This window comes from Noviherbaspirillum saxi (genome assembly GCF_003591035.1).
GTDB classification, from domain to species: Bacteria; Pseudomonadota; Gammaproteobacteria; order Burkholderiales; family Burkholderiaceae_D; genus Noviherbaspirillum; species Noviherbaspirillum saxi.
In genome coordinates this window covers 969,120-983,415 of sequence record NZ_QYUO01000003.1, presented here as the reverse complement: position 1 = coordinate 983,415, position 14,296 = coordinate 969,120, and the positions used below count along the sequence as shown (strand labels likewise).

12 protein-coding genes are annotated in these 14,296 nt (G+C 58.0%); 8 read left to right on the top strand and 4 right to left on the bottom strand.

Features of this window, described 5'->3' with window-relative positions:
- Positions 1–73: 73 nt before the first annotated feature.
- Together D3871_RS27565 and D3871_RS27560 are read right to left on the bottom strand one after the other, a co-directional pair.
- Entirely contained in the window at positions 74–397 is a 324-nt protein-coding gene (locus D3871_RS27565) for a fumarylacetoacetate hydrolase family protein (RefSeq protein ID WP_119772263.1), read from the bottom strand.
- A gap of 313 nt (positions 398–710) precedes the next feature.
- Entirely contained in the window at positions 711–1,382 is a 672-nt protein-coding gene (locus D3871_RS27560; protein ID WP_199724946.1) for a hypothetical protein, read from the bottom strand.
- Positions 1,383–1,632: 250 nt separating this feature from the next.
- Here D3871_RS27560 and D3871_RS27555 point away from each other — a divergent pair, with 250 nt between their 5' ends.
- Together D3871_RS27555 and D3871_RS27550 are read left to right on the top strand one after the other, a co-directional pair.
- Entirely contained in the window at positions 1,633–3,606 is a 1,974-nt protein-coding gene (locus D3871_RS27555) for a sigma-54-dependent Fis family transcriptional regulator (protein WP_119772262.1), read from the top strand.
- A 233-nt stretch (positions 3,607–3,839) separates the two neighbouring features.
- Entirely contained in the window at positions 3,840–5,633 is a 1,794-nt protein-coding gene (locus tag D3871_RS27550) for an NAD(P)/FAD-dependent oxidoreductase (protein WP_119772261.1), read from the top strand.
- 67 nt (positions 5,634–5,700) lie between these two features.
- On the opposite strand, the gene D3871_RS27545 is transcribed toward D3871_RS27550, so the two are convergent.
- Positions 5,701–8,235: a penicillin acylase family protein gene (locus D3871_RS27545; RefSeq protein WP_119772260.1), complete on the bottom strand. Its 2,535-nt coding sequence runs from the start codon at positions 8,233–8,235 to the stop codon at positions 5,701–5,703.
- A gap of 115 nt (positions 8,236–8,350) precedes the next feature.
- Between D3871_RS27545 and D3871_RS27540 the strand changes: the two genes are divergently transcribed.
- The 6 genes from D3871_RS27540 to D3871_RS27515 all read left to right on the top strand — a co-directional run bounded on the left by D3871_RS27540 (position 8,351) and on the right by D3871_RS27515 (position 13,327).
- A complete protein-coding gene (locus tag D3871_RS27540) occupies positions 8,351–9,271 on the top strand; it encodes a LysR family transcriptional regulator (RefSeq protein WP_119772259.1) in 921 nt (306 codons plus the stop codon).
- 171 nt (positions 9,272–9,442) lie between these two features.
- Positions 9,443–10,096 carry a histidine phosphatase family protein gene (locus tag D3871_RS27535; RefSeq protein WP_119772258.1) on the top strand — a complete coding sequence of 218 codons (654 nt, stop codon included), beginning with the start codon at positions 9,443–9,445 and terminating at the stop codon, positions 10,094–10,096.
- Positions 10,097–10,302: 206 nt separating this feature from the next.
- Entirely contained in the window at positions 10,303–10,641 is a 339-nt protein-coding gene (locus D3871_RS27530) for a DUF6152 family protein (protein ID WP_119772257.1), read from the top strand.
- Complete coding sequence (locus tag D3871_RS27525; RefSeq protein WP_119772256.1) at positions 10,641–11,129, top strand: DUF6644 family protein; 489 nt, start codon at positions 10,641–10,643, stop codon at positions 11,127–11,129. Before D3871_RS27530 ends, D3871_RS27525 begins: the two co-directional genes overlap by 1 nt.
- Positions 11,130–11,318: 189 nt before the next feature.
- Positions 11,319–12,521 (top strand): CaiB/BaiF CoA transferase family protein, encoded by a 1,203-nt coding sequence (locus tag D3871_RS27520; protein ID WP_119772255.1) that lies wholly within the window; start codon positions 11,319–11,321, stop codon positions 12,519–12,521.
- The gene (locus D3871_RS27515; RefSeq protein WP_119772254.1) at positions 12,518–13,327 is read left to right on the top strand and encodes a citryl-CoA lyase; all 810 of its coding nucleotides are present in this window, start codon (positions 12,518–12,520) and stop codon (positions 13,325–13,327) included. The genes D3871_RS27520 and D3871_RS27515 overlap by 4 nt, the downstream gene beginning before the upstream one ends.
- Before the next feature lie 29 nt (positions 13,328–13,356).
- Here D3871_RS27515 and D3871_RS27510 read toward each other — a convergent pair whose 3' ends face one another.
- Positions 13,357–14,283, bottom strand: a complete 927-nt coding sequence (locus D3871_RS27510; RefSeq protein ID WP_119772253.1) for an ACP S-malonyltransferase — start codon at positions 14,281–14,283, stop codon at positions 13,357–13,359.
- Positions 14,284–14,296: the final 13 nt, after the last annotated feature.

The window sequence follows — 14,296 nt, the reverse complement described above, 5'->3', positions numbered from 1 at the left end:
GGTTCCCTGCTGTGTTGAAGTGCAGCACGCCTATTCCCTCCAGCTTCACTTCACAGACATCTCCAGCTTTCATTCATAGCCGCGAATTGCGTACCAGTCCCACTCCGGCGGATGTGCCGCTGATGATCATGTCGCCGGGCTGGAGCGCCATCGCTTCCGAGCATGTGGCAATCAGCGTCGCGACATCGAAGATCAGATCGTTGATATTGGCCCGCTGTACCACGTTGCCGTTGAGACGGCCGGTAAGCTCCAGTCCTTTCGCTCCCGACGGCAATTCATCGGCCGTCACGAACTCAGAGCCGAATGAACCGCTCGCATCGAAGTTCTTGCCCATCATCCGTTGCGGCGTACGGAGTTGATAGTCGTGCATCGATCCGTCATTGGAATGCGGCCTCATGCTTGCGCCGCTCCGCTATCGCTGGAAACAGCATGCGCATAATAACGCCCGATTGTGCCCTTCTCTTTGCTTCAATCCACGGCGGGCGCTGGCTACCCAATGCTTAGGGAGCATATGGCAGGGACAAGATGCAGATACGGTAAGATCTCGAAAAGCGGCGGGCGATATCAGGATATGGATCTCTATTGTGGCGCGATGCAGGTAATCGAGAATGCATGCTGTCGCCACGCAAGCAGGCGTTGCCTTGCGGACCATGCAAGCGCGGCGACGGGTTGAAAGACCGCCGCCGCGTTGTACTGCTTGATATGAAAGCTTAGAAGCTGTAACTTACGCCAATGCGCAGTACCGGAAATGCCTTCAGATCGTTGACTTCGTTTTGCAAGTCTCTGTTCTCGTCAGCGATGTCGGCGGCGAGCATGGCGCAGAGAGGACTTGCGAGTGTGCATCCGGTATGCGTCATCGAAGTACGCGGAGACCCTTGAAACAGCACGCCGAGGTCAGTGGAAAAGCCCCATCCCTTGTTTTTTGCAACTGCGTTACCCCAACCGATACCCAGGTAAGGCGCAAACTTGCGGAAATCAACCTGTGCATCGACAGAACCTACCGTGCTAGCGGCATAAGTGCGTCCATTCAACGTATATACACCGCCTGCCCCAGGTCGTCCATTGGCATCGATCTTGTTGCCGTTATAGACAACGCCGCCGCTAAGGCGGAAGTTGCCGCTCATGGGATAGTAGTCGAGCAGCGCGTCGAAGGTACGCATTATCAACTTGGCGTCATAGTCGACATCGGACGTATTACCGTTATAGTCGTAACTGAATGCATTGATGCCAAAGCGGGCATTGAGTTGCGGCTGAACGGGAACGCTCAGATGCAAACCCAAACCAGTTGTTCCCAGACTGGCGGTCACGCCGACTTGTGCTTGTGCGGTGGATGCGAGGCACAAGCCTGCCATTAATCCAAGCAATACAAAAATCTTTTTCATTCTTAAGTCACAGACAATAAAGGTTTGACTTTCACGTTAGAGCAGACTCGACTTGGACTAGGCCGCTCAAATGGCATCTGCTCTCAGGCTTACTCATGTTAATGGACAACAGAAATTTCCTTAAAGAAGGAAGTCAGTTTTCTGCTGTACTGTGGCGATTTGCGTACAGAGTTGTTAAAGAGATTTTCCTTTCTCATCTCGTTTTCGATGTTAAATTTCTACATTAATAAGAGAGGATCAGGAGACAAGAATGCAGCATCGCCAGCGCGAACACATTGCTACTGTGATCCAGGTCGCCGATCACGGGGTTGCGACGCCGTCGGCCCGCCATCACGATGAAGTCATCCGCAGTTCCTGGCTGCGCTGCGTCAATGAGCACCGGCTCGATCCGGGCCGCATGCAGGAAGCGGTTATCTTGCCCAGTGAACGCATCCGCGAACATCAGGACCAGATGGAGGATTTTTTGCATATCGCGCGCCATGGTCTTGAAACGTTATACCAGCAAGTGGCCGGCATGGGCTATGTAGTGCTGCTGACGGATGCACGCGGCGTGACGGTGGACTTTCTAGGCGATCTGCAACTGGACCAAAGCCTGCGCCGGGCGGGCCTGTATCTTGGCTCGGACTGGAGCGAGCGCCATGCGGGAACCTGCGGTGTCGGCACTTGCATCAGCACCGGCGAAGCCCTGACTGTCCACCAGGGAGACCATTTCGACGCAATCCATATTCCGCTCACATGCACGTCTGCGCCGGTCTACGGGGCGCATGGGGAGTTGAACGCGGTACTCGACATCTCGGCGCTGAGTTCGCCGCTTCCCAAGCAAAGCCAGCATCTTGCGCTGCAACTGGTGAAGATGTATGCGCATCAGATCGAGAACGCGCACTTCCTGCACCGCTACCGGCACGAATGGATACTGCGCCTGTCGACAGCACCGCAATTTCTCGACGTGAACCCGGAGTATTTGCTGGCAGTGGACGCAGGCGGCCGCGTGATCGGGCATAACCGGCGCGCCGAACTCCTGTTCCGGGACGAGGCGGCCGGTCCATTGATCGGGCGCATGTTCGATGAGCTGTTCAAGGCTTCGCTGGAAGACCTGGGACGTTTCGTGAGCGCGCAGCCTGTCGACCAGCGCGCCATCACTACCGCAGGCAACAAGCGCTTGCTGTTCTTGCTGGCTTCGCCACCGCCGGCGCGGCGGATGCAATCAGGCGCGGCGGGAATCGAGCGCATTGCGCCAGCGATTCCGGCTCCGCTGATGGCTTTATCCGGCGGCGATCCGCAACTGGATCGTCAAATCGAGCGCGTGGCGCGCTTGATCAACTCTCCCGTAAGCCTGCTGATTACCGGCGAAACCGGCACCGGCAAGGAATATTTCGCGAAAGCGATCCATCAAAGCAGCGAACGACGTGCCGGACCATTCATCGCCGTCAATTGCGCGGCGATTCCTGAGACCTTGATCGAAAGCGAACTGTTCGGTTATCTGCCCGGCAGCTTTTCCGGAGCGGCGACCAGGGGCAAGCGCGGCCTGATTGCGGAAGCGGATGGCGGCACCTTGTTTCTGGATGAAATAGGCGACATGCCGCGAGCGCTGCAGGCACGCCTGCTGCGCGTGCTGGCGGAAAAGGAAGTGCTGCCGATCGGCGCCGCGCGTCCGGTCGAAGTCAATATCCGGGTGGTGGCGGCCACGCATTGCGATCTGAAGCAACTGGTGCGCGAAGGACGTTTTCGTGATGACCTGTATTACCGTCTCAACGGCGCCCACATCAGCCTGCCGCCCCTGCGTGATCGGCATGACCTGAAACACATGATGGAGCGCATGTTGCGACAGCATGCGAAGCAGCACGGCCAGAAAACGACTGCGGCGATCGCTCCCGAGACGGCTGACTTGCTGATGCGGCATGACTGGCCCGGCAATCTGCGCGAACTCTACAATGTGATTCAATATGCGGCGGCGGTATGCAGTCATGGCGTAATTCAGCCCGATGACTTGCCCGAAGGATTTTTGGACAAGACAGCGGCAGCGTGCCCGCAGCCACAGTTGCATGCACGCGGACAATCCGGAGCGGTACCAAACGCCGACGCGGAGCGATTGATCAAGACACTGCGCGGTTGTCGCTGGAATATCTCGGCGACCGCACAAAAGCTCGGCATCGCGCGAATGACCCTATACCGCCGGATGAAGCGTTTGGGTATCGAGACGCCGAATCATCTCGACGATAAATAAACCCATACCAACCATCGTTACAGGTGTAACAGCTGTGGCTGTGACACCTGCCGCAGACTAACTATCCGCGCCGCTGCCAGGCAATTGCATGCGAGCGGCACGCCTGTCTTAATTCCCAGCCTTTTCAAGGACTTGCCCGTTTTTCTTTCTCCACCGACTGCCCTGGCACAGCGCTTGCAAATCCTGTGTACCGGCAAGACCGGATATCACCACTTTGATTGGAGAGAGACATAATGGAAAACACCCCATCGGCACAAGCAGCCGGCTGGCTGGAGCAGTTCGGCGCGGCGCTGAAGAAACAAGACCTGGACGCCATCACCGGCTTGTTCCATGAAGACTGCTACTGGCGCGACCTCGTCGCATTCACCTGGAATATCAAGACGCTGGAAGGCAAGGATGCGATCAGGGCGATGCTGAGTGCCACGCTGGCCAGGACCGCGCCTTCCAACTGGAAGCTGGAAGAGCAAGCCACCGAGGCCAATGGCGTGATCGAAGCCTGGCTCACCTTCGAAACCGAAGTTGCACGCGGTCGCGGCCATCTGCGCCTGAAAGGTGGAAAGGCGTGGACGCTGCTGACCACGATGATCGAACTTAAGGGCCATGAAGAAAAGAAAGGGACGAATCGCATCAAGGGCGCGGAACACGGCGTGCAAAAGAACCGCCTGAGCTGGCTGGAAAAACGCAAGCAGGAAGAAGCAGAACTGGGCTACAGCAAGCAACCATACTGCGTGATCATCGGCGGCGGTCAGGGCGGCATCGGCCTGGGCGCCCGCCTCAAGCGATTGGGCGTTCCCACACTGATCATCGAACGCAACGAGCGCGCCGGCGACTCCTGGCGCAACCGCTACAAGTCCTTGTGCCTGCATGACCCGGTCTGGTACGACCATATGCCCTATCTGCCCTTCCCGGATGACTGGCCGGTGTTTGCACCGAAAGACAAGGTGGGCGACTGGCTGGAGATGTACACCAAGGTCATGGACCTGAACTACTGGAACAAGACCGAAGCCTTGAATGCACGTTTCGACGAAGACAAGAAGGAATGGGAAGTCACGGTCAACCGCAACGGCGAGCAGGTGGTGCTGCATCCGAAGCAGCTGGTGTTTGCATTGGGCGTCTCGGGTTTTCCGAACGTGCCGCATGTCGAAGGTGCGGAAGACTTCAAGGGCATACAGCATCACTCGAGCAAGCATCCGGGCGGCGAAGCATTCAAGGGCAAGAAGGCGGTGGTGCTGGGCTCGAACAATTCGGCGCATGACATTTGCGCAGACCTGTGGGAAAACGGCGCCGACGTTACGATGATCCAGCGTTCATCGACCCATATCGCGCCGTCCGATTCACTGATGGAACTGGCGCTGGGCGGCCTCTATTCCGAGCAGGCGGTGGCCAACGGCATCACGACCGACAAGGCCGACCTGATCTTTGCCTCGGTTCCGTATCGCGTCATGCCTACCTTTCATATCCCGGTGTATGAGGAAATGAAGAAGCGCGATGCCGACCTTTATTCGCGGTTGGAAGAAGCCGGCTTCATGCTGGATTTCGGCGATGACGGCTCTGGCCTATTCATGAAATATCTGCGCCGCGGGTCCGGCTATTACATCGATGTGGGTGCATCGGAACTGATTGCCAACGGCAGCATCAAGCTCAAGAGCCGTGTCAACATCAAACGGGTCAAGGAACACTCGATCGAGCTGACCGATGGCACGGAACTGCCGGCCGATCTGCTGGTGTACGCGACCGGCTATGGCTCGATGAATGGCTGGGTCGCCAAACTGGTGTCGCCGGAAGTGGCGGACAAGGTGGGCAAATGCTGGGGCCTGGGATCGGATACCACCAAGGATCCGGGGCCATGGGAAGGCGAACTGCGCAATATGTGGAAGCCGACCGCCCAGGAGCAGATGTGGTTCCATGGCGGTAACCTGCATCAGTCGCGCCATTACTCGCGTTACCTGTCGCTGCAGCTGAAGGCGAGGATGGAAGGAATGGAAACGCCGGTGTATGGACAGGGGGAAGTGCATCACCTGCGTTGACGGCAAGCGCTTTTGATCCCCATGACGCCGATCCGAACAGGCGCCATGGGGAGTTTGCCAATACAACCTATTGACTGATCGCCCGGGTCTTCAAGTCCGGGTTCGCGCTGATTTCCACTTCGCTGAACGGCATGCGCACCCAGCGCTTGGCGCTGTATTCCCGCGTGTAATCGGCATGGTACGGTGACGCCGGATCATCAGACAGCGAGAACGTCAGGAAGGTATGCGCCTCCACACCACTGTCGGGGAAGCTGACGATCTGCATATAGCTGTTGCCATTCGGATTGAGATCCATCGTATAGCCCCCCTTGTCCAGGCGATTTTCCGAACACGCGATCGTGAAATAACCCGACGTGCCGCAACCGCCGAAGAGCGGAATCTTTACGCCGCTGCGCGTGGCGAACAGAGTGTCGCCACGCGGCGCATTCTCCGCAAAGCCGCTTTGCTGCACCCGCAGTACCGCAGCTCCAAAGGCTTGCTGCAAGGCGGCCGGTGCATCGGTCTTCAGGTCGCGCGGCGTGTTGATGGAATCCGCAGCGTTGTACGGCACGTTATACAGCTGTGCCGATGGCAGCAAGGAAGCGCGCGTCCAGAATTCATCCCATACGTGCGCACCGCGCGACGCCACATTGCCTTTGTTTTCCCAGGCCTGCAGCACGCTGCACGCTTGCGTTACATCGACCGTACGCGCCGGCGAAAACACTTCCCTGGTCAGCGGATCGCTGCTGACGGTAATGCTCGGCCCGGCACACAACACCGGCAAGGCCCTGGTCTTGAACAGTTCGGCGGTCAGCACGCGGCTGTCGAGCACCATCTGCTTTACCGTATCGACCGTCGCCTTGTTGCCGGAATACCCATCGGTGCCGTCCAGACGGCCTTGTGCGATTAGATGCCCGAGGCGTGTACGCATCGACAACGGGGCTTCCGCTCCCGCCGCGCCAAGGATGGAAGGATAGCCATTCATCGGTGCCTTGGGATTGCTCGACCAGTAGCTGTCGTTCATGTTGGCGACATAGTCATCGCGTAACAGGCCCGGCAGCCGCGACGGCCCGATCGCGCCCTTCTGCACTGAATCCGCGTCGTTCTGCCAATCGCATGCGCTTCTGGAGCCGTCGAAGAATGGCACGCGTGGCAGCGCCGCCGCCAGCGCCTGGCCGGCCGGGGTGGTGCAGCTGGCCACCTGTGCTGCCGAGACGTTCGGCACCGGGCCGATATCCGCATACCAGGCTTTGCTATTGCCGCGTCCTACGGCGATGGTGTTAACCCAGGGGATCGCCGTTTCCTCGCGCTGGATGGCAATGAATTCATCCAGCGACTTGGCCTTGTTCCAGCGCAGCCAATTGCGGAACAGGCGGTAGTTTTCTTCGTTGAGGTCGCGCATCGCGTAGGCGGTGGTGGCGGTCCAGCCCAGCGCTGGATTCAGCAATGCCAGATTCACCATGGGCCCGAACTCGGTACGGTAAAGCGTGCGCGACACTGGCGTCACCTGCCCCGACGCCTGCTTCACATCCACGGTGATCGGCACCGCCGTCATCTTCACAGGCTTGCCGTCACGCAGGTAAGTCGTGGGATCCCCGCTGGCCAAGGTCAATTGGAAGAAACCGAAACGGCGCGCAGTCGATACCGTATGGCTCCATGCGACATTGTCGTTATGGCCGATCAGCACCACCGGAATACCCAGAAAAGTCGCTCCGCTAACATTCAGTTGGCCCGGTACTGTCAGCTGCGCTTGATAAAACCGATCCGGTCCGCGCCAGTACCAATGCGGATTGCCGAACAATAGAGGGCTGTTGCTGCCGGTAGCGGCCGTACCATAACCAATCGCGTTGCTGCCGATGCCTTCCTTGCCGCCAATCTGCAACTCCGGCAGTTGGATGCGAAGCGCCGCCAGTTGCGTCGCTGACGGTTTCGAGCGCCGTACGGAGGCCGTGGTTGCGGTCGCTGCAGGAGCCACGGGCGGTGTCGCATTCGCGATATTCGCCAGGAAGTTGCTGTAGCCGGCGCCAAAGTTTGCGGCGTACATGCGGCGGTAGATGTCATCCGGCGTGATCTCGGTCACCCACGGCTCGGAACGGCAGGCGACATGGGCATTTCCTGCGTTCGCTTTCAGGTCGCGCAGGTAACGGTTATAACCGGCTGTGAACCCAGCCACCATGTCGCGAATGTCCGCCGGCTGCGCGGCGATCAGTTTGCTCAGCGCGTCGGCTGACAGCAGATGGCGATGGAAAAAGTCGGAATCGATGTTCCTCGGTTGGCCGATGGTGGAGCGCGCCACCAGCAACGCGTCCGCGCCAAAATATTTGGAGCGCTCGCCCCGATAGGTCAGGAAAGAATCGGCCATCGTGCACAGATTGTCTTCGGCCTGCGCGTAAGCGAAGCCATAACCGGCGCCTTTAAGATCATCGGCCTTGATATGCGGCACACCGAGGCTGGTACGGCGGATCTCTGCCTTGTAAACCGGTTGGGTGCTGGTTTCGGCGGTGCCGATGCCATTGTCGCCGCCGCAGGCGCTCAAGGCAGCCAGTACAAGTAAAGACAGTGGCTTCCAACCGCACGTCCGTGCTATTTTTCTGTCGGCGCCTGACGCCCGTGATCTATGCATCGTGTTGTCTCCCCTTTTCCGGTAAAAAGTTATAAAAAGCGAAATGAGTATAGACTTTCGATCCAGCACGATCCAATGCAAAAAACTTTGACAACTCATACGCGGAACGCATTGAATGGATTCTCGACGACTGGAACACCTGATCGCCGTGGCGGAAGAAGGCAACTTTGCCAAAGCCGCGGAACGCTGCAGTCTGACGCAACCGGCGCTGAGCCGAAGCATCCAGACTCTGGAGCAGGAATTGGAAGTGGTTCTTTTCGATCGCCATGCCAAAGGCGCCACGCTGACCAGCGTGGGACGCGTCGTCGTCGAACAGGCCCGTGCCGTGTTGAGGGAAATGCGCACACTGGTGCGCGATGTCTCGCTCTTGAAACGCCATGATCACGGACACCTTGTGATCGGTACGGGATCTTTCCCCGCTACCGCGATCTTGCCGGATGCGCTCGCCACACTGCTGAGAGAACATCCGAATGTCTCCAGCCGGGTTCAGTCGGGCGACAGTGAGCAGCTGCTGGCGGCGCTCTATCGCGAAGAGATGGATTTTTTCATTTCCAATGTGCGCGGTTTGCCGCAAGACGATGCCTTGCTGATCGAAATCCTCCATCAAGAAGAAGCCTGCTATTTCGTGCGTCCGGGTCATCCGCTACTGAATCTCGCGCGGCCCCGCCCGGCCGACCTTCTCCAGTATCCATTGGTCACCACGCGCGTGCCGCCGCAGCTCGACAAGGAATGGTACGACGCCTGCGGCCTGCCGCCCGGACAATTGCCACGGCTTGCGCTTGAAGGAGACGGCATACCCTTGCTCAACGCGGTGGCGACAAAATCCGATGCCATCCTTATTACCTATCCAAGCGCGCTGAAGGACAAGCTGGTGCAGCAACTGCTCGTGCCCCTGACGGTAACGGATGCGTTCAAGATCATCGGTCAGTTTGCGCTGGTTCGTCTGGCCGAGCGCACACCGTCTCCTGCGGCCGAGCGCTTCATCTCTATCCTAAAAGAAAGCCTCGAGCTTTCCGGTATGGCCAGCGCATTATAAGCAGATGCTTGAAAAGCCCAGCGCGCTGAAGGGACATGGAACTGCAAGGAAACATCGACCACAACACCAGTGTCATCGGACAAAACACTAGCAGGGAGAATCGCTAGAATAGAGAACACGCTCCGGTCTGGCGTAGTACCTTATTGGTAGCACTACTGTTGCGGAGGCCTCATGCATAAGCCATCTGTCGTCAGCTTTTCTCTGGTCGTCGCTGTGTATATGTCGTGCAATGCAGCGACAGCAAGCACCACGCAAACCCAGCCAGCCATCGCAAGCCAAAGCTCTTCCGCCCCGCAATCGGCCGGCACTATTCCCACTGGACAAATAGCGGAAGCATTGCGGCGTGGTGGCTATGTGATTTACTTTCGCCATACCGCAACCGACTTTTCAAAATCCGATGCGGGAATGCAAGGCTATGATGACTGCGCGAACCAGCGCATGCTGTCGGAAGAGGGCCGAGCGGATGCACGAACGATCGGTGAACATATACGCTCCTTGCGGCTGCCCATCGGTGACGTGCTCGCGAGCCCCTATTGCCGAACGATGGAAACGGCACAGCTTGCCTTCAAGCGCGCCGAACCCAGAACGGAAATCCGTGAAAGCGAAGGCGGCGACTATGCCGGATTGAAACGCCTCATTTCGATGCCGGTTGTGGCCGGCACCAACCGCTGGATCGTCGGACACGGCACGCCATTCCGGTCAATAGCCGGACCGCCTCATCTGGCCGAAGGCGAAGCCGCTGTCATCAAACCTGGCGAAACGACATGGACCGTGGTTGCCCGCATACCTCATGAAAAATGGGCGACGCTTGAACGCAGGCGCTAGATGCGTTTCATCATGCGGCACCTCTTGTCTGCATCTTGACGACGCACTTCCCTGCGACATGGCCGCATGAATCCGGGCTGCAGCCGATAGACAATATCTGTAAGATAAACATGGCATTTTCCGCATCTGATTCCGACCGGGTGCAGTTGGCATGCATAGTTCCGCACAGGATGCATTGTTGCCCTTAAGCATAAAGGAGTTTACACATGAAATATGTCGTCGCCTTGTTGATGCTCGCAGGTACGAGCGCATTCGCGCACCACGGCTGGAGTGAATATGACTCGTCCAATACCCTGCGATTGACGGGAAAGATTGAAGAGTCCGGTTATTCCCACCCGCACGGATTCGTCCGATTGAAGACCCCGGAAAAGTCCTGGCTCGTGGTCCTGGCGCCGCCGACCCGGATGGAAAACCGGGGACTTAGCCAGGACATGATCAAGCCGGGGAACAGCGTTACCGTGGTCGGCTACCCGAACCGCGGCAAACCCGAAGAAATGCGGGCCGAACGCATTATTGTCGGCGACAAGACCACGGAACTGCGGTGATGCAGGCTGCAGCAGGGCCGCTCGGCTGGCTGGAGGCGAGCAGTCTTGGGGTAACAATGCGGGGCAGCCTGTGGATGTATCCGATCGTCGAGATCTTCCACATCGTCGGATTCGCCATTCTGGTCGGTTCCGTGATCATGTTCGACCTGCGCGTGCTCGGACTGTCGAAGGAGGTGCCGGTCACTGCGATGGGACGTCATCTCTTGCGCTGGTCATTGCTCAGTCTGCTGCTGATCATTCCTGCCGGCGTCATGATGTTCAGTGCGCATCCTAACGATTTCATTTCCAATAAAATTTTTCTGCTCAAGCTTACGCTCATCGTCTGTGCCGGCGTCAACGCCCTGTCGTTCCACGCAGGCGTGTACCGAGGTGTCGTCGGCTGGAATACAGGTGTAAGCGCGCCGGCGGCTGCCAAGTGCCATGCCGGGCTGTCCCTCGTATTGTGGATTGCCATAATCTCGTGCGGGCGCTTGCTCGCTTATACTTGAGCCCGCCTGCCATTCGGCTCCTCGCACCGATCGGCACTACACTCGTCGGAAACACGCGGCATTACGGGCAGGGCAGGCAAATTTTATTTTACGCATGAGCGGATGACTGACGTGACGCAGTCCTGCCGCAGCGGCAGACTGCCGGGTACCGATCGCTCAAATGCTTTTCGATGTCGCTGGAGGACATACATGACTACCCTGCTTGACGGAATCAAGGTACTGGACCTGACCAACGTCCTTGCCGGCCCCTTCGCCGGATATCAACTGGCATTGCTTGGCGCCGATGTGATCAAGGTCGAAACGCCCGGTACCGGCGATCTTGCGCGTCAGCTCGGCGCCGATGCGGTGCTCAACAAGCGCAATATGGGCACGTCGTTCCTCGCCCAGAATGCGGGCAAGCGTTCCATTTCGATCAATCTGAAATCGCCGGCAGGCAAAGATATTTTCATGCGTCTTGTGGAAAACGCTGACGTGGTTCTGGAAAATTATCGTCCCGGCGTCATGGAGCGCCTTGGCGTCGGATATGACGCCCTGAAGAAAGTGAACCCGGATCTGATCTATTGCGCGGTTTCGGGATTCGGGCAAACCGGGCCGCTGGCCGACGCGCCAGCCTATGACCAGATCATCCAGGGCCGCTCGGGCCTCATGAGCATTACCGGCGACGCCAACTCGGCACCGTTGCGCGTCGGTTACCCGGTGTGCGACACGATCGGCGGCATCACTGCCGCCTTCGCCATCGCTTCTGCGCTGGTAAAGCGCGAACGAACGGGGGCGGGAAGTTTTCTCGATGTTTCGATGCTCGACTCGGCAATCGTCACCATGGGATGGATCGTCTCGAATCAACTGATTGCAGGAAAAAGCCCAGTCCCTATGGGCAATAACAACTTTACGGCCAGTCCGTCCGGAACATTCAATGCTGCGGACGGACCGCTCAACATCGCCGCAAACAAACAGGAACAATTCGAATCGCTCTGCCGCGTAATAGGCCGCATCGATCTCATTTCGGATGCCCGCTTTGCGGAACGCGAGGCGAGAAAGCTCAACCGCGCCGCACTGACCGCGGCAATCGAAGCCGCTCTGCGGACCAATGACGCGGCATACTGGGAGGCAGCTCTGAACGCCGTCGGCGTACCGGCCGGACGCGTACTCAGCGTCGAAGAAGCTTTGAGCCAAGAGCAGATTACCCATCGCGATTTGCTGATGACACTGCCTTTCGACGGCGACGACCGCAAGGAAATCACCGTGACCAGAAGCGGCTTCAAGGTGGACGGCCAGCCCACCGAAGTGCGCAGCGGCCCGCCGCAATTGGCCGAGCATACCAACGCCATCATGCTGGAACTTGGCTATAGCTTGACTGACATTGAAGCATTGCAGAAAGCAGGAGCAATATGAGTTTGGACAAGACAACGGGGCTGCTGAAAAAAGCGCGCGAGTGGTGGACGACAAAAATCATTGACATCCGTCCCGGCATCATTCGTATCAAGGGAACGCCGATCCAGGACCTGATCGGGAACGTCAGCTATGCGCATATGGTATGGCTGATGACGCGGGACGACCAGCCCACTCCGGAACAGGCCGCGTTGCTGGAAGCGGCGCTGGTGTCCGCGGTCGATCATGGCCCGCAGGCGCCGTCGATCGCGATATCGCGCATGGCGGTAACCTGCGGCCTGCCGCTCAATGGCGCCATGGCATCGGCAATCAATGTTCTCGACGACGTGCATGGCGGGGCCGGTGAGCAATGCCTGGAATTGTTCAATCGCATCGCCCGCCACCCGGCTGGTCTATCGATGGACGATACCGTCACCGCCGTGCTCGATGAATACGTCGCCGAACATGGAAAAATCATTCCCGGATATGGACATCGGTTTCATCCGGTCGATCCGCGTGCGATACGCTTGCTCGCGCTGGTAGACGCGGCAGCAAAGCAAGGCGTGGTCCGCGGCCGGTATGCGGATATAGGGCGCGCGGTCGAAGCGGCGCTGGCACAACGCGCCTCCAGCAAGCTGCCGATGAATATCGATGGCGCGACAGCGGTTGTGTATGGCGAACTGGGATTCGAACCCGCGATGGCGCGCGGGCTGTTTATCTTGTCGAGATCGGTCGGTATTCTTGCCCATGCATGGGAACAGAAACAGCAGGGAGGACGCATCAAGGGGCCGATGCCTCCCGATATCGACTATACCTATACCGGTGCTTAGAAATGTAATCGCCCTCGGCGGGCCGGTTATCAGAAGTGGCGGGCGATCCATGCCCCCACCCCATCGAGCGTACGAAACTCACTCACGGACCGGCATTCGATATGAGGATGGCGCGCGTGCATCATGCGTGAAAGCGCCGTGCCCGGACCCAGTTCCAATGCGACCGTCATACCTGCTTCGGCGCACGCGTCCATACATTCCTTCCATCGGATGGTCTCGGATACTTGTCTGGCAAGACTGCCCTGCAATTCTTCCTTGTCTTGCACCACTCTCGCCCAAATACCTGAAACGAGCGGCGCTTGCGGAGTATTTAACCGGTACTGCTTGATCGCTGCCCCAAACTCATCTGTTGCGTGACGCATCAATGGGGTATGGGAAGCGACTGCGACAGGCAATTCAGACACGCGTGCACCGGAGCGCTGAGCCCATTCAATCAATTCCGGAATATCATCGCGAAGACCGCCGACCACCATACTGTCTTCACTGGATTCGATGGCAATATACAAGCGCCGATCGCCAATGAACTCTATCACTCGGTTAACCTGAATGCCTGAAATGGCCAGCATAGCTTGCGGCCCGGATTCAAGCAGGCAGCTATCCATCAGCCTTGCCCTTTCTGCGGCAAGCGCAATCGTGTCTCCCTTGGAAAATATGCCTGCGACCCCATAGGCTGACAGTTCACCGATGCTATATCCAGCAACCAGGTCCGGCCTCGGCAGTATGTCTTGTAGCATTGACCAGGTCGCCAGCTGGGCTGCAACGATAATCGGCTGCGCGATACGATTGGAAAATAGCAAGCTATCGTCGTTCAAGGCATTGTCTATCTTCATACCGAGATGCCCATCGAGATCCCATTGGTCAAACATGCTTTCCATGTTGTGATCCCTGATGAACTGGAGCATTCGAGAATGCTGCCCTCCTTGTCCAGGACATAGCACCGCAAAACGGCTGGTCATTTCAGTCTTTTCC